The organism is Rufibacter latericius (assembly GCF_003721515.1).
Classification (GTDB): Bacteria; Bacteroidota; Bacteroidia; order Cytophagales; family Hymenobacteraceae; genus Nibribacter; species Nibribacter latericius.
This window is the reverse complement of sequence record NZ_RJJD01000006.1, coordinates 25,855-40,769: the sequence shown is the minus strand read 5'-3', so window position 1 is coordinate 40,769 and position 14,915 is coordinate 25,855. Positions and strand designations below refer to the sequence as shown.

Annotated in this window: 23 protein-coding genes; 8 read left to right on the top strand and 15 right to left on the bottom strand. The window is 54.5% G+C overall.

Going from position 1 to position 14,915, the window contains the following annotated elements:
• Nucleotides 1–186 precede the first annotated feature (186 nt).
• The 14 genes from EFB08_RS11550 to EFB08_RS11485 form a co-directional block, all read right to left on the bottom strand.
• The gene (locus EFB08_RS11550; RefSeq protein WP_125077717.1) at nucleotides 187–555 is read right to left on the bottom strand and encodes a hypothetical protein; all 369 of its coding nucleotides are present in this window, start codon (nucleotides 553–555) and stop codon (nucleotides 187–189) included.
• A 41-nt stretch (nucleotides 556–596) separates the two neighbouring features.
• Entirely contained in the window at nucleotides 597–809 is a 213-nt protein-coding gene (locus EFB08_RS11545; protein WP_123127127.1) for a hypothetical protein, read from the bottom strand.
• A gap of 4 nt (nucleotides 810–813) precedes the next feature.
• The gene (locus EFB08_RS11540) at nucleotides 814–1,488 is read right to left on the bottom strand and encodes a glycoside hydrolase family 19 protein (protein ID WP_123127126.1); all 675 of its coding nucleotides are present in this window, start codon (nucleotides 1,486–1,488) and stop codon (nucleotides 814–816) included.
• Between the two features lie 2 nt (nucleotides 1,489–1,490).
• A complete protein-coding gene (locus tag EFB08_RS11535; protein ID WP_123127125.1) occupies nucleotides 1,491–1,778 on the bottom strand; it encodes a hypothetical protein in 288 nt (95 codons plus the stop codon).
• Nucleotides 1,775–2,122 (bottom strand): hypothetical protein, encoded by a 348-nt coding sequence (locus EFB08_RS11530; protein ID WP_123127124.1) that lies wholly within the window; start codon nucleotides 2,120–2,122, stop codon nucleotides 1,775–1,777. Before EFB08_RS11530 ends, EFB08_RS11535 begins: the two co-directional genes overlap by 4 nt.
• A 128-nt stretch (nucleotides 2,123–2,250) precedes the next feature.
• Nucleotides 2,251–3,585 carry an alkaline phosphatase D family protein gene (locus tag EFB08_RS11525; protein ID WP_165864869.1) on the bottom strand — a complete coding sequence of 445 codons (1,335 nt, stop codon included), beginning with the start codon at nucleotides 3,583–3,585 and terminating at the stop codon, nucleotides 2,251–2,253.
• Nucleotides 3,586–3,683: 98 nt separating this feature from the next.
• Nucleotides 3,684–5,702, bottom strand: coding sequence for a hypothetical protein (locus EFB08_RS11520; protein ID WP_123127122.1), 2,019 nt, complete (start codon nucleotides 5,700–5,702; stop codon nucleotides 3,684–3,686).
• Between the two features lies 1 nt (nucleotide 5,703).
• Nucleotides 5,704–6,618 (bottom strand): SprB repeat-containing protein, encoded by a 915-nt coding sequence (locus EFB08_RS11515; protein ID WP_123127121.1) that lies wholly within the window; start codon nucleotides 6,616–6,618, stop codon nucleotides 5,704–5,706.
• Between the two features lies 1 nt (nucleotide 6,619).
• Nucleotides 6,620–7,195 carry a DUF6712 family protein gene (locus EFB08_RS11510; protein WP_123127120.1) on the bottom strand — a complete coding sequence of 192 codons (576 nt, stop codon included), beginning with the start codon at nucleotides 7,193–7,195 and terminating at the stop codon, nucleotides 6,620–6,622.
• On the bottom strand, nucleotides 7,176–8,546 hold the full coding sequence (locus EFB08_RS11505; protein WP_125077716.1) for a phage portal family protein: 1,371 nt from the start codon (nucleotides 8,544–8,546) through the stop codon (nucleotides 7,176–7,178). Before EFB08_RS11505 ends, EFB08_RS11510 begins: the two co-directional genes overlap by 20 nt.
• A gap of 3 nt (nucleotides 8,547–8,549) precedes the next feature.
• Nucleotides 8,550–9,083, bottom strand: a complete 534-nt coding sequence (locus tag EFB08_RS11500; RefSeq protein ID WP_123127118.1) for a hypothetical protein — start codon at nucleotides 9,081–9,083, stop codon at nucleotides 8,550–8,552.
• Complete coding sequence (locus tag EFB08_RS11495; protein WP_123127117.1) at nucleotides 9,083–9,679, bottom strand: hypothetical protein; 597 nt, start codon at nucleotides 9,677–9,679, stop codon at nucleotides 9,083–9,085. The genes EFB08_RS11500 and EFB08_RS11495 overlap by 1 nt, the downstream gene beginning before the upstream one ends.
• Before the next feature lie 18 nt (nucleotides 9,680–9,697).
• Nucleotides 9,698–10,711 (bottom strand): hypothetical protein, encoded by a 1,014-nt coding sequence (locus EFB08_RS11490; protein ID WP_123127116.1) that lies wholly within the window; start codon nucleotides 10,709–10,711, stop codon nucleotides 9,698–9,700.
• Nucleotides 10,712–10,729: 18 nt separating this feature from the next.
• Nucleotides 10,730–11,929, bottom strand: coding sequence for a Clp protease ClpP (locus tag EFB08_RS11485; RefSeq protein WP_123127115.1), 1,200 nt, complete (start codon nucleotides 11,927–11,929; stop codon nucleotides 10,730–10,732).
• A 110-nt stretch (nucleotides 11,930–12,039) separates the two neighbouring features.
• Here EFB08_RS11485 and EFB08_RS23505 point away from each other — a divergent pair, with 110 nt between their 5' ends.
• From EFB08_RS23505 to EFB08_RS11450, 7 genes are all read left to right on the top strand, one after another.
• On the top strand, nucleotides 12,040–12,207 hold the full coding sequence (locus EFB08_RS23505; RefSeq protein ID WP_165864868.1) for a hypothetical protein: 168 nt from the start codon (nucleotides 12,040–12,042) through the stop codon (nucleotides 12,205–12,207).
• A 201-nt stretch (nucleotides 12,208–12,408) separates the two neighbouring features.
• Nucleotides 12,409–12,624: a hypothetical protein gene (locus EFB08_RS11470; RefSeq protein ID WP_123127112.1), complete on the top strand. Its 216-nt coding sequence runs from the start codon at nucleotides 12,409–12,411 to the stop codon at nucleotides 12,622–12,624.
• Nucleotides 12,621–12,968 carry a hypothetical protein gene (locus tag EFB08_RS11465; protein ID WP_123127111.1) on the top strand — a complete coding sequence of 116 codons (348 nt, stop codon included), beginning with the start codon at nucleotides 12,621–12,623 and terminating at the stop codon, nucleotides 12,966–12,968. Before EFB08_RS11470 ends, EFB08_RS11465 begins: the two co-directional genes overlap by 4 nt.
• A 4-nt stretch (nucleotides 12,969–12,972) precedes the next feature.
• A complete protein-coding gene (locus EFB08_RS23895; RefSeq protein ID WP_262707480.1) occupies nucleotides 12,973–13,104 on the top strand; it encodes a hypothetical protein in 132 nt (43 codons plus the stop codon).
• Nucleotides 13,105–13,129: 25 nt separating this feature from the next.
• A complete protein-coding gene (locus tag EFB08_RS11460) occupies nucleotides 13,130–13,351 on the top strand; it encodes a hypothetical protein (RefSeq protein WP_123127110.1) in 222 nt (73 codons plus the stop codon).
• Between the two features lie 45 nt (nucleotides 13,352–13,396).
• The gene (locus EFB08_RS11455; protein WP_123127109.1) at nucleotides 13,397–13,747 is read left to right on the top strand and encodes a LexA family protein; all 351 of its coding nucleotides are present in this window, start codon (nucleotides 13,397–13,399) and stop codon (nucleotides 13,745–13,747) included.
• Nucleotides 13,744–13,986 (top strand): hypothetical protein, encoded by a 243-nt coding sequence (locus tag EFB08_RS11450; protein WP_123127108.1) that lies wholly within the window; start codon nucleotides 13,744–13,746, stop codon nucleotides 13,984–13,986. Before EFB08_RS11455 ends, EFB08_RS11450 begins: the two co-directional genes overlap by 4 nt.
• 34 nt (nucleotides 13,987–14,020) lie before the next feature.
• Here EFB08_RS11450 and EFB08_RS11445 read toward each other — a convergent pair whose 3' ends face one another.
• Nucleotides 14,021–14,284, bottom strand: a complete 264-nt coding sequence (locus EFB08_RS11445; protein ID WP_123127107.1) for a hypothetical protein — start codon at nucleotides 14,282–14,284, stop codon at nucleotides 14,021–14,023.
• A gap of 156 nt (nucleotides 14,285–14,440) precedes the next feature.
• On the opposite strand from EFB08_RS11445, the gene EFB08_RS11440 reads away from it, so the two are divergent.
• Nucleotides 14,441–14,893, top strand: coding sequence for a hypothetical protein (locus EFB08_RS11440; RefSeq protein WP_123127106.1), 453 nt, complete (start codon nucleotides 14,441–14,443; stop codon nucleotides 14,891–14,893).
• The last annotated feature ends 22 nt before the right edge of the window (nucleotides 14,894–14,915 follow it).

Here is a 14,915-nt window from a genome sequence, read left to right as displayed (position 1 = left end):
TTAACATCTCATTAACATTCCTATTTTAATACTAGTCTGTTAATCAGTATTTTAATTGACTTAAACCGTTTTTCAGTAAAACAATGGTAAAACTCCGTCCTGCTTTTTTAACGCGAAAACCCCGGCCAAAAGCCAGGGTCTTCTATTTTAGCAATGGAGGTTTCCCCCCGGTTCAAATGTACGGATTTATCCCGGTTTTGTCTTGACAAACACCTTGCTGTAGCAAAACTGGAACACCACCCGGAAAAGAATTGCCATAAGCGCTACGTCTACCCAGAGGCTCACCATTGGTTCCTGCAGTTTGAATACCACCAAGGCCAGAGTCAAGCAGGTGTACTGAATAAAATTAAAAAGATGCCAGCCATCGGTCAGGAAAACCAGCACCGTACTGGACAGCGGGAAGGCTTCCCCCTGCTTGGGGTCTCCGTTCTTCCATTTGGCAGACCAACTTATCTGAGGGTTCCAGAACTGGTACTTGTTCCAGGAGGCTCCCGGTTGGTTGGCTGTTTTGCAGAAAATGCTTTGCTCAAAGTGATGGGCTAACGTGTCCGACACTGCCTTGCACATGCCAGCAATAATAACAAGCAATAGCGCGATCACCTTTTGGTCTGCTTATAGGTTAAGTGCGTGACAAACCCGAAGACGATGCCCACCAATCCGCCGATGACAGGCAAGGCGTAGCCCTCCCCCCGGTAACCGAAAGCGATAGCCCCGAAAAGGGCGGCAATGATTCCCCCGATGATGAAATGGACAATAATAGCAGCAGGGTAAGGCACGCCGGGGAAGAAGATTTTGTGTAATAGATTCATAGTTTTAGGTTAAAGCATTGTAGAAGGTGATGGCCTCCTCCGCGATTTTGGCCGCTTTGTCGGTGCCGTTGATGATCTTTCTGGATCCTTCGTAATCCACCCCTTTGGCGTTGATGAAGTCGTTCAGTTTGGCCCCGGTGAACCAACCGTCACGCATCCCGCACACGATGTTGCAGGCGGCAATGGCAGGCTCCATGATCCGGTCAGGGTATTTCACCAGGTCCACGCCCGCATGCACCCCGCACCGGCGGTAGTTGTCCTTGCCGGTAGTCTGGCATAGGTCACGCCCCCGGTACTTCCACCCGTCACCGCTGGCTTCATCTCCGTTGCCCATGCGGTTGGCGTAGCAGTTGTTGGCGATGGCCTTTGGATTGTGGGCAAGCTTCTTGGCAAGCGCGTTGGGCACTTTCACCTTGGCCTTTGGGACCACGGCGTACCGGCTGGGCCAGGTATTGGCCAGGCCCTGCGCGGAGTAGTTCAGGTTCTCAAAGACCGGCTGCATCCTGCCCCCTGTCTCATGGAAAGCGGTGGCCAGCACATAGGCGATTTGCCTTGGGTCTGTCACGTTCCGCTTCTTGCACTCAGCTATAAGCGCGTTGATGGTGTCAACCTGCGGTTGGGCCAGCTTGCCCCCGAACAGGTCTGCTTTGATCTGGTTAAAGAATGCTGCTGTAGCCATGGCTATTCTTCTGGTTTGGTTTCTGTATCGGGTTCCTGGGTAATGGTGGCGCTTATCTCAGCGGATGTGGTGCCCTCAAGCGCCTTCTTTTTCTGCTGGTTGGGTGAGCCTACCAGCAGCCAGCCGATGATGGACATCATGAGGCTCCCCTGAAGGAAGCCCTGCACGTTGCTGGCCATCTCTCGGTTCCTCTCCGGAATCTCGATGAACAGCAGGGCTGCCATCAGCAGGAAGCTGCAGGTGAAGACGCCCACGCAGAACCAGTAGATCTTGTTGAATTGCTCTTTCATTTGAATAGGCTCAATACTTTTTCGATTCCCCAGATAACTACCCCCATCACGGCACCGATCCCGGCCACCATGCCCCAGACGTAGGATTTCTTGGCGTTCACCCACTCTACTACCAACTCTACATTGGCAAGGCGCTTGACCATCCCCACATTGCCGGTATTATCCCCCGCCAGGGCCGCAAAAATCTGGTCCAGCTTCTGCTTCACCTGCACGGTGGAGGTTTGGTAGAGGTTCACCGAGCCCTTTAGCTCGGTGATCTCGTTTTTGGCATCGGCCATCCACGCCTTCAGGAATTCCACCTCTGTTTCCAGTTTGGCAATCTTTATCTCGTTTTGGTCAGACATGCTTTTAATTGATTTTTAGCAGCCCCGCTATGGCGCTATTGTTAGTTTATCTGCATGGCGTACTGCTCCACCATGCCCACCTCCAAGGTGCGGTTCTGGGTAATTGGATTGGCAGGTCTCATTCCGTATCAGAGAACAGCCGGATAATCCTGGTCAAGAAAGAGCTTTGTATAGCTTAACCTTGTGGTGTAGTTGGTGGTGTATGCCGCTACCGCCTCCCGCCGGTAGCCGGTGAAGGTCAGTTTGATCTTCGGCACGCCCGCGTCGGTGATGTGGCTGACGGCGAAGTGCCCGTACTGCCCCGTGCCTTTCAGCTGCCCGTTCGTGTAAGGGCCTCCCTTGATGCTCTCATTGGAGTCCAGCGCGGCGGTGGCGAACACGGCGGGGCCGGGGAACTGGGCACCGTCCAACCGCGTGCCGGTGGGCGTCCCGTCCACGGTGGCGTACTGGCTGTTCAGGCCTGAGTCGCACGCCAGCATGTGCGCGTCTCCCGTGATCAAGACCACGCGGTCATTGAGCAGCACGCCGTTCTTCCGGTTACTCTCCGCCATGAGGAAGTTGGCGATGTCGGCCCGCTGCTCTGCCGCGCCACCCCAATAGTCCAACCCGCCGCCGACCCACGGCACTCCGGAGGTGATGACGATAACAGGTTCAGTCGCCGCTCCCAACGTCTCTTTCAACCAGACCAGTTGTTCACTCCCTAGAAAGTCGGCCCCCAGCCGGTGGCTCCTTGCGTCAAGCATAATGAAACGGACGGAGCCCAGTGCGTAGGTCTGCGCAATGGCAAGCTGCCCGTCCGTAGGCGTGGCACCTGTTACCAAACTTTTCTGTATAGGGTAGTGCGGCACGTATTCCCGGTAGGCCTGGTTCACGTAGGGCTGGCCGATGTGGGTGCTGTCGGCGTTGTCGGGGCCGTTGTCATGGTCATCCCAGACATAGGCGATGGGCAGCCGCTCGTAGAGGTAGTTCTGGTTCCCCAGCGCCTGCTGGTGCACGTGGCGGAAGTTGTTCCGGTAAGATTCTACGTTAGCGGCGGCTGTATCCCTGTAATGAAGGTCCCCCAGGTGCAGAAAAAGTGCCGCGTTCGGGTGCCGGTCCGGTATCTCCTTGAAGATGTAGCTGTCCGACATTTTACGGGCCACGCCCGAAGCCGGCCCGTTCCATCCCGCGCACGCGCTGCTCACGAACTCAAAGTCTGTCTTTGGCGCGGGGGCAGTACGGAAACGGCCCGCCTTTGCTACCTGGGAGCCCTTTATCCCATAGTAGTAGCGCGTGTTGGGCTTCAGCCCGGTAGGCTGGAAGGTCAGGATATTGTCGTCTTTCCCCTGTTCGGTCGCCTGGAAGGCAGGGTTTGACAGGTTGGCCGATTCGGAGACTACGATCTGCGCCTCCGTCCCGGACGCAAGCCGCGCCTTCACCACTGCGCCGGTGGGAGTCACCGCGCCGCTCCAGACAAGTTGCACCTCTATGGAGGGGGCAGGTTCGGAAGGTCCGGTGGGTGGGGGTATGACCCCCCTTTTGCCTGCGAAGAACGCCTGTATTTGCGCTGTCGTTATCCCCATTACAGATAGATCTCAAGGTTGTCGTATCGGTTCGTGCCGGTCGTGCTGTCCAGCCCGCTCAGGGTGCCGGTGTACCAGCCGAAAGCGGTTATGTTCCCAACCGGCAGGGCTACCGGCGTAGCGGAATAATCCACACTCAAAGCGCCCGTTGCGAAGGCGATGGGCAGCCACTCAGCCGCGCCGGGAGCCATAGGCTGCTCCACATGCAGGGCATTGGCCGGGAATCCGGTGGAGTTGGCGACTACGCTCGCCTGCGCATGGCCCTGCGCGTGCGCGTACCAGTTCGCCCCTACCCGCACCGCGAACCGGGTGGAATAATCGCCCGCCTGGTGCCCATGGTCCCATTTGGCCATGCGCGGCGGCGTGGGCAGCTGGAACTTCTCGGTGAACAGCAGGGCGCGGTTGTTGACGCTGGTGATGGTCGCGGTCCCTAATAAACTCGCCGCGTCATTGGAGTAGTCGATGGTGCCGTAGGCGGCGTTCACGGCAGGAAGGCTCGTCCCCGCTTTCCCTGAGCCCGCATTGACTACCCCGTTGGTGGTGACCGTGTTCCGGGATGCCCCCACATAGGCTAACCATCCGTAGTTGGATAGCGAGACGTTGGCACCTGTCTTGTTCAGGAAGGTCTCTCTGAAGACCGGTTCCACGTTGTTGAGTACCGTGACCGGGATAGTGACCGATTTCGTAACCCCCAGATAGGTGTGGGTGACGGTGACGGTGATCGGGGTGTCGGTGTCCACCACGTTACCCGGAACAGATAAACGGTTGGCGTTCAGCCCCGTCCCGAAGGAGGCGAACTGAGGATGACTGCTTGCATAGGTGGTATTCTCGCTGATGGATACGTTCTCCGTGGCGGCGTTGCTGTACTCTGCCATAACCTGCAGGTCCTGGAAAAAACCCTCGCCTACTGAGAAAGCATTAGGCGTAACCGCAATGCCTGTCAGCGTGGTAGCGCTTTGCTCAGCCACGTTCAGCACGCTTATATTTACGCTTGCCGACTTGCTCACCCCGCCCTGCGAATAGGTCGCCTGGACGGTGGCGGAAGAATCAACCGCGATGCTGTTCATGTCCACCGTCAGCACGTTCTTCGCCGCGCCGGTGCCCATCGTGCCCACCCCCGCCGTTTTCTGGTAGGTGGTGTTGGCGTTAGCGGAGACGTCGTAGGTCGTGCCGTCGGTGAAGTGCGCGATAACCGATACGATGCTGCTGTTGCCCTCCGACATGCTCACGGGGTTGGCCGTTACGGAGATATAGTCCAGTACCTTGGTCTGGTCCGGCCCGGTGGTCCCGCCGCCTCCGGTGATCTCCACCACATCAATGCCCTGGGTGAAGGCCCCGATGTTCACCACCACTCTCTTAGTGGCGCCAGTGCCAATGATCCGGAAAAGCGGCAGATGGTTGGTGCCCACCTCCGTAGGCTCGGTGGACGTTGTGCCACCGCCAGCTGAGGCACGGTAATAGGCCCCGGCCCCCAGGGCGGTGTTTTGGGAGAAAACGCAGGCCCCGGTGGCGATCTTGAAGGCCCCCGCGATATAGTCAAACACGATGCCGTCCACGTGGCCGGTGCCGGCCAGCTCTATATTGCTCTCCGTGTAGCGGATGCAGAATGGCGGCGTTTTGGCAGCCAGCGTGGCGTTGCCGAACACCTCCCACTTGGGGTTCTGGAGCAAGGAAAGACTTGAGAAAACCCCGCCGGAGCTCACCAGGTTATCGCTTCCCTCAGTAGGCGTAGCGTCCACCAATAGTATCTCCAGATCTCCCCCTGCCTCATTGGAGGTGCCCACCAGGCTCATACCCGGGAAATCAAAGGCGGTCTTCACGTCCAGCAGGTAGTGCTTCCCGTCCTCAACCTGGGTTACGGATGGGAAAGCGGAACTGGGCTTGTAGGCCCGCCAGCCGTTGCGGGTCTGGTTGACTTCGTACAGGGCGTTCAGGTTGGTCTTCCAAGGCTGATCCGCCAGGGTAAGGGTTGATCCGTTAAAATGCCCGATGCAGAGGCCGGTTAATAGCTGTGCCATGTTATGCTAGGATGTTAAGCTGCCCGTTGACGAAGTTCTTGTGGTAGGTGGTGCCGTTGTAGGTGATGCCGCATATCTGCCCGATGTAAGGCGTATTGAAGTCCACCTGCCCGATTGGCGTGCTGCCCGCGAACAGTTCCATGGTAGCCGGGAACGGGTCACCGGCGGGTTGCGGCGAGTTGTACTTGAAGACAACCCCGGCCAATGCGGTCAGGGTGATGCCGTCCGCGCTCTGCCCGTGAACCAATTGCGCGTTGTACACCGGCTCAGGCGCGGCGATAGTCACAGCCACGGCGTTTGAGATGTAGTTGGAGGAGTTGTAGGTGCTTCCTGCCTTGAGGCGCAGGCGCAAAGCCCCGGCGGCGTAGGTGCCAGGCGCCAGCGTCACCGGCCTTGCCGCGGTAGTGGTGTAGCTCCCGCCGTTGTTGGCGCTGAACTCATAGGAGGAAAGCCCCGCAAAGGAGGGGTGCATGGCCCAGTTGGCGGTTTTCGCGGCGGCATCCACCGAAAGAGGGCCGTCGAGTACCGGTGCTGCCTGCCTAACCGTAACCGTGGCGGAGGTAGTGTTGCCCTCGCTGTCCTGCACGTACACGGTGGCAGAACCTGCGCTGTAGCCAAGGTAGGTGAAAGGCGTGTTCTGGGCTGGTCCCCAAGCCTGGGCAGGGTCACGGCGGTACTGGAAAGGCGCAACCCCACCCGAAGGCATGATGGTCACCTTCCCGTCATTGCCGCCGTACACGGTGGCCTCTGTCTGGGAAGCGGTGGCCGTTAATGGGGTGCCCGGCGTTAGACCTTTCACCCAATCCATGAAGAAGGTGAACAGGTCAGCGATGCGCACGCGGGTGTTGCCCTGTTCCCGCACCTCATTGCGCACTTCGGCAATCTTATCTAGGAGTTGTTGGTCAGTTAGTGCCATGTTATCTTCTTCTCTTCGCGGTGGCGATGCCGATATTTAATTTTCTTGGGGCCTCGCTGCAGGAATCCACCTTAGGCAGGAGATTGTTGGCCCGCAGGTAGGCCTCTAGCTCTGATTGGTAGAAGTGTATGTCACTTCTGATGCTGTTCAGGATCTCCCCTCTCAGCTTGTCTGAAGCTTGGTCAAAGTCGTGGCCTCTCCTTACTGTCAGTCCAGATTGGTCGACCTGCACCCCATGGAACTTTATAATGCGCTTGTAGGCACTCAGTGCCCAGAAAGGCAACACTGCTTGGTAGAAAGCATGAAGGTCCACTACGGGCACCGGAAGCGGTTCCTCGATGGGTATCTCTTCAGCGGGTACTTCGTCTAAGGGGATAATTACCGGCTCGGTAGGCTCCACAACAGGAGGCTCCACGGGCAAAGGCTGCAAAGCCAGCAGCTTCTCGTAGTTCTCCCGCCCGATTACAGGCGCTACGTCCATCAAACCAGCCTGCACAATCCTATGGGTCACATTCTGGTCGGAGATGTTCACGGTGAAGTCCGCGTAAGCCGCTATATCAGCCTTGGTTATCAGCATTGTTCTGGGTGTTTTCAGGTAAAAGACCTGCTAAGGCAAGAATCTGGGCATCGCTCATAGCGTCCATGACCTTGCTGCGCACGTCAGATGGTAGGGTATTCAGCGCCTGAAGCGTTTTGTCCGCTTCTTTGGAGCGGGTACTCTCCACTGACTGAAGGCCTGCGAAGTTCCGTTTCTCATCATCCGTCATGGTAGCCCAAATCTCGGCAGGGATCACCTTCAGCGGCGAAAGCGTGCTGATGGTCCACTCCCCGTCCGGGAAAAGCTTCTTGAAGACCCGCTGCACCACCCGCTGCTTGCGGTTGATCTCATCCTGCACCAGGTTGATGGAGTTCAGCATCTCCTGGTTGTTGCCCAGCTGGCCAGCGGTGGAGAACCCGACCAGCGCAGGAGGCATGCCGAAGTGACGGCACACGGCACGGCCAATGGTGTCCCGCTTCCCGTCCATGGAAAGCAGGTTTTTAGAGTTGTCGAACGGAAGTATTTGGGCAGCTGCCTCTTTGGTGTCACCTGTCAGCACGATGGGCTCTCCCTCGTTTTCAGGGTCCACCAATTCCGCTACCTGGTCAGTAGCGTAGTCAAATTCCGTTTTACCGTCTTCATCCTTTGCCGTGGCATTCAAGCCGGGAATAAAGACAATAGCCGCCGGGCGCAGGTTGTTGCGAAGGGTCTTGTGGTCTGACTTGCTGATCTGCGCGTCTGACTCTATGTCCAGCCTCCCGGCCTCTGTCCAGAAATCAGGCACAGGGTAAACCGGCGCGTCAGTGGTTGGGCGATAGATGTAGAGAATCTGCCCTTTCTGGCTGCCCTCTACCTCGGGAACCGCCAAGGCAAGCACCTCGGTGTATTTCTCAGGGTCAAAGGCCGGGACTATCTCATCCTGGTCTTTCTTGTACTGCTTGGTGCCGTAGGTGGGGTTTACCAGGAAGGTGCCGTCATCCATCTTGCGCACGGTCTGAAACGGCACATGGTAGATCTCCCCGATGTTGCCGGCCAGGTTGTACTTCACCCGCAGGGCAAAGCCGTCCAGAGCGGAATAATCGGAACTGATCCGGTCCAGCAAAGTGTCAGCGGTCTCCCCGTTCAGGTTCACCTCCCGCTCTGCCTCCTTTGTATCAGAGAACCCATCGGCCTGCAGGAATGAGTCCAGCTTCTTCCAGCACCGCTTGGCGGTACCGGAGGCACGCAGGGCATCGATGATCTCGTGGGGCAGCTTGTCGTTGCCGCCGAACTTGATCACTTTCGCCTCCCCTACCTTTTGGGCAGGGGTATTTTGAGCCGAAGGCCCAGAGCTTTTGAGGTTCTGGGCCTTCGTAGCCTTCTTCATTCGTTGGTTGATGGGTGCTGGCATGGATTATTCTTTGCCTGTTTCGCCGGTGGCTGCTGTTGGTTCTGCTTTGGCTGGGGCCGGAGCCTCTGCCGCTGCTTTCGGTGCCGATTTGGTAGATTTAGCCGGTGCCGCATCGCCTTCCTTGGTTTTGATGACCTCCACATTGTGGGCAAACTGCTTGTTCTTCAGGATGCGCTCTGCCTGGGCATCGGTCATGCTGTTGAGGTTGATGGCCTCAGAGGTGCCGTTGTGGTTCAGGACCACGATCTCGGCGCCATTTTCTTTGGCGGCCTTGGAGATTCTGTATTTAGAGCTAGTAGTAGCCATCGTTACTGTCCGTGTTGGTTGAAGGGTGAATGATTCTGGGCTCGCCACGTACTCGGTTAGCTTCGCCGCCATCCTGATGAGCCAGTTTGTGCAGGAGGAACAGTCTGCATGTCTGCCGGTGACGGCATGGTACAGGGTGTTCAACTCCTGCCTGTTGGCTTCTTCCCGGTTCTTAGGGTATGGTATCGCTAACCATACCCTAGCCCGTTCCAGTAGTTCCTGCTGGGTCATTAAACCGCCGCGGTGGTGTGCATTGCCTCAAGCTCTGCCAGGGTGGCGATTTCATCCACTCCCAAAGAGACATTGATAGGCAGCTTGGACTCAGAACCTGAGAAAGTCAGGGTCCATGGTCTGCCGTCGGTCAAAGCCGTACCGGAGCCGTGCTCCAAAGCCGTCATGGATAAACCGTTGCCCAACACGCCGTTCTCCCCTGCCAGACCGAAGGCCTCAAAGGTGCCGTCGTTGTTGTGCACGATGGCAAACAAGTCCTCCACTTTGGAAAGCTTCTCGATGGTCTCTTTGTCCAGCTGCGTCTTGGCGTAGGCCACGAACACGAAGGAGTGCGGGAAAAGGGTGATGTTCTCGTTTGCCTCCAAACCGGTTGAGGTGCTGTTCTTGAGCTTGCGCCCGATCAGCTTGCCCAGTTTTGCGCCTGCCTTTAAGAGCAGGGTTGCAATGTCTTTACTGGTGGCGTCGGTGGTGTAACCCGCTAATTCGGAGAGGCTACCGATATATGCCTCTTTCTTGATCCCGCCCGGAGCCCGGAGGGCGTCGCATGCGGGATCGAGTTTGATCCCGCCGACGGCTACGTTGCAATTGTTTGCCATGGTTATTGTTCCTCTTGGTTAGTAGGCAACGGAAAACAACTTATCCCATCCGAAGGCAACACCCAGCTTGTAGTTCACACGCATCAGGTTCATTTGCTCTTTCTTCTCATACCAGAAATCCACTTCAGTGAAGTCAGACTCCATGTCAGTTCCCACGGTGATGTTGTTGAGGGCGGTGTAGTAAATTCTGTGCGGGTCAGCACCGGCAAAGTCAGCGGCCACGTAGGCGTCCACCAGGTCTTCCACCACCACCGGAACACCCCAGTGGGTAACAGTCTTCAAACCGGTCTGAAGCACGGTCATCGCGCTCTCCAGGTCCGCGTTGGAGGCAAAGCTTTTCAGGTAGTTGTTATACACCGAGCGGGTCACCACCTTCACCTTGTCAGCCTCTGCCATGGTCTGAAGCTCAATCGGGGCATCAAAGTGGACAGCATCCAAGGCGGTGCGAGCTGCACCATCAGCCAAGGGGCCGGTGGCTGGTAGGTCAGCCGCTTTTTTGATTGTCCCACCGGCAACACCGGTATAGATTTTCTTCCACTTCCCGTCAATCTGGTTGTAGTCCGCATTCGCAGACGCTGTATCAGCCAGAGAGATGATGCGGTTCATGTCGCGGGAGATGATAGGCTGGGCCAGTTCACGAAGGATTTCCTCAAACTGGGTACCTGTCAGGTCGTAGCGGTCAAAGCCTTTCTTCTTCACCAGCTGCAGGATCTTGCCGTCAAAGTCCTTTGCGCACTGCTCCATCTCAATGGCAAGCTCAGTCACGGTGATTTTCTTATCACGCAGCTCCCCGAGGCTACCGTATGGGTTCCAGCCGCAGGTGGTTTTCTTGCGGGTCACCTTGTCGGAAGGGATGATGGAATACATATCCTCCGAGGTCTGGATGTCTTCCCGCAGGTCATAGCCAAGGGACTGGAAGGAAGCCATGGCCAGGATTGCCTGGAAGATCAATGCTGCCTTCAGATTGCCGCCGTCCGGGGCTTCTGTAGGGGTTTTACCCCCGTAGGTAATGTTGGTAGTTAAAATTGCCATTTGTTATACAGGGGTTTATTATTTGCGTTTTAGGCTGTTAGCCGCAGCGGTGAAGGGGTTGTTCTCCTTCTTCTCTGGGCTTTGGTTGAAATTCTGTGGAGGAGTGGTCTGCTTCTGACCACCACCTGGTACTTTGTTCTTCAAGGCCTTTACCTCAGCTTCCAAGGCAGTCACTTTGCTGGCCGTGGCGGTGGCTGTCTCCAGCTGCGCCTTCAGGTCTGCAATCTCCTGGTCTTTGGAAGCCAATGCAGCGGCGGTATCTTCTCCACCTTCTGTGGCTTCCGTGATCTCAGTCACCGCGCCTTCCGCTACCGTGATGGTGCGGCCGTCAGAAAGCTCGTGGGAGCCGTCGGCTACCGGAGTTTCAAGGGCTTCGTCGGTGAAGACCGCAGTGCCTACCGCAAGCTCACCGTCATGGTAGATGGTGGAGCCGTCTTCCAATGCAGTGGTAAGGGCTACCACGTTGTTATCATCTTCGGAGGCTTGTGCGCCTTCCTCTTCGTCCACCAAAGCCAGGATGGCCTCTTTGAACTTTGCCCATTTGCTAGGCTTCTTATTGTCTGACATATTATTCTCAGGTTGTTTTTGCTGTTCGGATTTGGGGCGCACGAAGGCAACCGGCTTCAAGGCCTGCACTTTGGCGGTCGCGGCTGCATCGGGCACTCCGTCCAATGCAGGAAGAGTACCATCAATCCAGCCTTGGGCCAAAGCCTGCTCTGCGCTTATGATTAAATCAAGGCGCAATTCTGCCTGTACCTCGGCAAGGGGTTTGCCGGTGCGGGATACATAGGCCGCGTTCACAGCTCCCTCGCATGCGTCCAGGCTATTGGCATAGCGGCGCAGGTCATCGGCGTTGGCGTAGTACAGCGCCGGGAACATGGGCTTGTGGACGCACCACAGAGAGGATTCGCGGGCCTTCAGTTCGCCGGGGCTGGCTGCCATGGCAATGAGGGTAGCGATGGAATAGCAGTGGCTTTCCACAATTGCAGCCACCACAACGCCGGTTTCCCTCAGTTCAAGGAGTCGGTTGTAGATGGCAAGCCCTTCCTCCACGTCCCCGCCTGGGGAGCTGATGTGCAGAACCACCTTCTCGGGATTCTGGATTTCCTGCAAGCGCCACTCCAATTCTAAGGCAGTGAAACCGGGCCAGAAATACCCGTAGGAGTCCTCGGCTATCCCGATCTGGTCCGTTATTCTGATGTGTAGCTCTTTTGCCAAGGTCGTGTACTTTCTTTAGGAGGAAGTAGTACAAAATTGGCTATTTGGTTGTATTAAAGCTATGGTTTAGTTATATTCACGTACGTAATACGTACTCAATATTTTATACAATGAGTAAGCGCAAGAAAACAACGGTTATCAAGGCCGAAGTCCCCGAGGAATTCAAGAAGGAAGTAAAGGCGGTTTACAACGCGAGAGGCTTTAAAACCGAGGGCGAATGGCTCAGGAGTCTGGCCCGGCAGGACGTACAGGATTTTAAATCAGATAAGGCAGCTTGATATGAGTCAGAAGAAGTATATGTCCGATACAGGGGGAAGGGACTGGATATATCAAGACCGGCCTGACTTCTCCGGCTTTACCGGTTGGATTTACCGGAAACACCTCTACATAAATGAAGCCGTTTGCTTGCCTCAAGGGATAGTAGGTTTCCGCATTAAGAAGCTCAAGCCAAGCCCAGATGAAGACTACGCAATGGCCGCATGAAGAAGCAACTGCCTAAGCCCACCTACGACCAGCTAGAAGCCGAGCGGGACGCAGCTATCCGCAGGCTGGAAGCCGTTGATGCCATGGTGGCCTTTGCCGAGTTCACCAACCACCCTGAGCCGTGGCGGCATATGAAGCAGCTCCTTGCCGAGGGAAGGGATAAGCCCAGTCCGGAACATATCTCACCAAGACAAATGACATTACCGCTATGAGCAGATTCGCCCAATTAAGAAGTTATTTTGAACGTAAATACTACTCAGGGTATATCCGTTGGATTCTCCAAAATGAAGATGGGACCCATGTCTCCTGCGATCAATGCGGGAACATTGCTAACGGCATAGTTAAAGTTCAGAAGTCATTAGGTAGTTTCTACTTCCCTATTTGCAAGAAACATCTTAGAGAACTATATCCGGGAAAGGCAGAGTACGTTCCATGTATCATTACAGTAGAACCTAAAAGGCCACTCACTCAAAGGCAAAAACAAGAGCTAGCTAAACAAGCAGCGCTAGCTAAACTTACACCAGAAGAAAAGAGTCTACTAGGATTAGCCGCCTAACCCCATGAAGAAAGACCGCCGCGAATGGGACCGCAATGACTGGTTCTGGCACAACCTGAAACCGAAGCTGATCTTAGGCCTGGTGGTTCTGGCCCTGCTTGCACTGTGGAAGTTGGTGGAAAAGTATTCATCTTAACGACATTCATGTCGGTAACATACCCATGGCACGTAGCAGAAAGAAGATAAACATTGGCGGTATCTCTAAGTGCGAATCCGAAAAGAAGGATAAACGCCACGCAAACCGCTCAATCCGTAGGAAGAACAAAATAGAAGTCTCCATGGATAAGGAGATCCTGACCGAAAAGAGGGAAGACTCAAACATCTGGAGCTTTGGCAAAGATGGCAAACAGACAATCAGTGACCCCACTTACCTCAGGAAATAACTAACCCCATTAGCTTTTCTCTTTCCCGTTGCTAATTTTGCAAGCATGGAGAGAAGAGTGTACGACCTGGAGAAGCACGGCGAGGAGAAGATTGACCTGAACACCTACAGCACCCCAAACCCTGCCAGCGCCTATAACTTCAAGATGGGCAGCAACGATATGAAAGGGGCGCACATCGTGGAAGGTGACCTGTTGCAGGTGGACCGTGATGTGAAGCCGAAGAGCGGGGACATCGTGATGGTCACCTATAAGGATAAGTTTCTGGTGCGCCGCTTGGAAGGGGAATACCTGCACACCGAACCGGAGACCAGGCCCCTACGCATGGCGGTCTGCGAGCACTGGGGAACCGTGGTGGGTCTCCATAGAAGAGAGGTATATAAACAGCGTAAACCATGAACAAAGCAAGGCGTCATGAGTTGAAGATGCTCAAATACAAGAAGCGGCTGATCAAATACGGCCTCAAAGATGGAGAGGGCAAGTTCTATGCCTTCCGTAGCCACGGGACGCCCTGCTCCTGTTCAGTATGCTCCCACGCCAAGTACATACGGGCAAAGGAGAAACTACATGGGTTCAGGATTCTAACAACAGAAGAGGTGGAAGCAAGCCGCTGCTCTGTTTACAGCTATGCAGTATAAAATAAAAAAGCCCCGGTCTCCCGAGGCTTTTTTGTTAAGATGATTTATATCGCTTCTCTACAAATTTAATTCCATTTTCATTTATGGCTAGGGATTCAGCTGCCACACTTACATACCCTGAATTTGCTAAATCAGCATAAACAACATTCTTTAAGTTGCCAGTAGGGTCTGCTATCTTTAATTCTTTCAACAATTCCGAGACCTTATGATATTTGCGATTAGCAAACATTCCTATGTCTTTGATATCATAAAGGTGGATTAATACATTAAGGGCTACTGCGTCTAAATCTGAATTCATAAATTAAATATTTGGTTTAGTTTAACTCCCACAAGATACCACGAAAAGCAGGTTCTTGGATGGGAGTGCAATAAGGTTCTTTGAATTAGCCAAAGAGGCCAATTCAAAACAATCGCTATCTTTGGGAAACTTCAAATAGTCCCAATATTCAATTCCATGAAAAAACTCCTACTCCCCCTCCTCCTGTTCCTTGCAGTATTCTCCGGCTGCGGTGATGACAAAGACGAAGAAGAGAATGAAATCATCTCTAAGGTAAGCGCGACTAAAGAACTCCTTCAAGGTAAATGGGAGATGACAAATTTAAAGGTCGAGCGGTACACCTCTTCAGGACAGCTATATGACTCTAAGGACTCTTATATGCAAGACACCAAGTATGATTTCAATCAGACAACAGTAAAGATTTTCATAAATGGGGAGTTAAATGAATCTCCTCTTTATACTCTGAGTGAGATTACAAATAAGTTGTTTCTAACAATACAATCCTCAACAAAATGGGAGTATGAGATAACTTCGATCACTAAGGGAAACCTCATCTTAAAGTCTGCCCAGCCTAGGACAGCACAGGGTTATAACTCTTACACAGTTATAACTTTTGACCGTGAAGAATAGTAGCTAGCAGATCAATTTAAAA

Excerpts from the sequence above, each read along its gene's own strand:
- EFB08_RS11545 (WP_123127127.1), bottom strand. The coding sequence starts at position 809 with ATGAATCTATTACACAAAATCTTCTTCCCCGGCGTGCCTTACCCTGCT.
- EFB08_RS11540 (WP_123127126.1), bottom strand. The coding sequence starts at position 1,488 with ATGGCTACAGCAGCATTCTTTAACCAGATCAAAGCAGACCTGTTCGGG.
- EFB08_RS11535 (WP_123127125.1), bottom strand. The coding sequence starts at position 1,778 with ATGAAAGAGCAATTCAACAAGATCTACTGGTTCTGCGTGGGCGTCTTC.
- EFB08_RS11530 (WP_123127124.1), bottom strand. The coding sequence starts at position 2,122 with ATGTCTGACCAAAACGAGATAAAGATTGCCAAACTGGAAACAGAGGTG.
- EFB08_RS11520 (WP_123127122.1), bottom strand. The coding sequence starts at position 5,702 with ATGGCACAGCTATTAACCGGCCTCTGCATCGGGCATTTTAACGGATCA.
- EFB08_RS11515 (WP_123127121.1), bottom strand. The coding sequence starts at position 6,618 with ATGGCACTAACTGACCAACAACTCCTAGATAAGATTGCCGAAGTGCGC.
- EFB08_RS11510 (WP_123127120.1), bottom strand. The coding sequence starts at position 7,195 with ATGCTGATAACCAAGGCTGATATAGCGGCTTACGCGGACTTCACCGTG.
- EFB08_RS11505 (WP_125077716.1), bottom strand. The coding sequence starts at position 8,546 with ATGCCAGCACCCATCAACCAACGAATGAAGAAGGCTACGAAGGCCCAG.
- EFB08_RS11500 (WP_123127118.1), bottom strand. The coding sequence starts at position 9,083 with ATGACCCAGCAGGAACTACTGGAACGGGCTAGGGTATGGTTAGCGATA.
- EFB08_RS11495 (WP_123127117.1), bottom strand. The coding sequence starts at position 9,679 with ATGGCAAACAATTGCAACGTAGCCGTCGGCGGGATCAAACTCGATCCC.
- EFB08_RS11490 (WP_123127116.1), bottom strand. The coding sequence starts at position 10,711 with ATGGCAATTTTAACTACCAACATTACCTACGGGGGTAAAACCCCTACA.
- EFB08_RS23505 (WP_165864868.1), top strand. The coding sequence starts at position 12,040 with ATGAGTAAGCGCAAGAAAACAACGGTTATCAAGGCCGAAGTCCCCGAG.
- EFB08_RS11470 (WP_123127112.1), top strand. The coding sequence starts at position 12,409 with ATGAAGAAGCAACTGCCTAAGCCCACCTACGACCAGCTAGAAGCCGAG.
- EFB08_RS11465 (WP_123127111.1), top strand. The coding sequence starts at position 12,621 with ATGAGCAGATTCGCCCAATTAAGAAGTTATTTTGAACGTAAATACTAC.
- EFB08_RS23895 (WP_262707480.1), top strand. The coding sequence starts at position 12,973 with ATGAAGAAAGACCGCCGCGAATGGGACCGCAATGACTGGTTCTGGCAC.
- EFB08_RS11460 (WP_123127110.1), top strand. The coding sequence starts at position 13,130 with ATGGCACGTAGCAGAAAGAAGATAAACATTGGCGGTATCTCTAAGTGC.
- EFB08_RS11455 (WP_123127109.1), top strand. The coding sequence starts at position 13,397 with ATGGAGAGAAGAGTGTACGACCTGGAGAAGCACGGCGAGGAGAAGATT.
- EFB08_RS11450 (WP_123127108.1), top strand. The coding sequence starts at position 13,744 with ATGAACAAAGCAAGGCGTCATGAGTTGAAGATGCTCAAATACAAGAAG.
- EFB08_RS11445 (WP_123127107.1), bottom strand. The coding sequence starts at position 14,284 with ATGAATTCAGATTTAGACGCAGTAGCCCTTAATGTATTAATCCACCTT.
- EFB08_RS11440 (WP_123127106.1), top strand. The coding sequence starts at position 14,441 with ATGAAAAAACTCCTACTCCCCCTCCTCCTGTTCCTTGCAGTATTCTCC.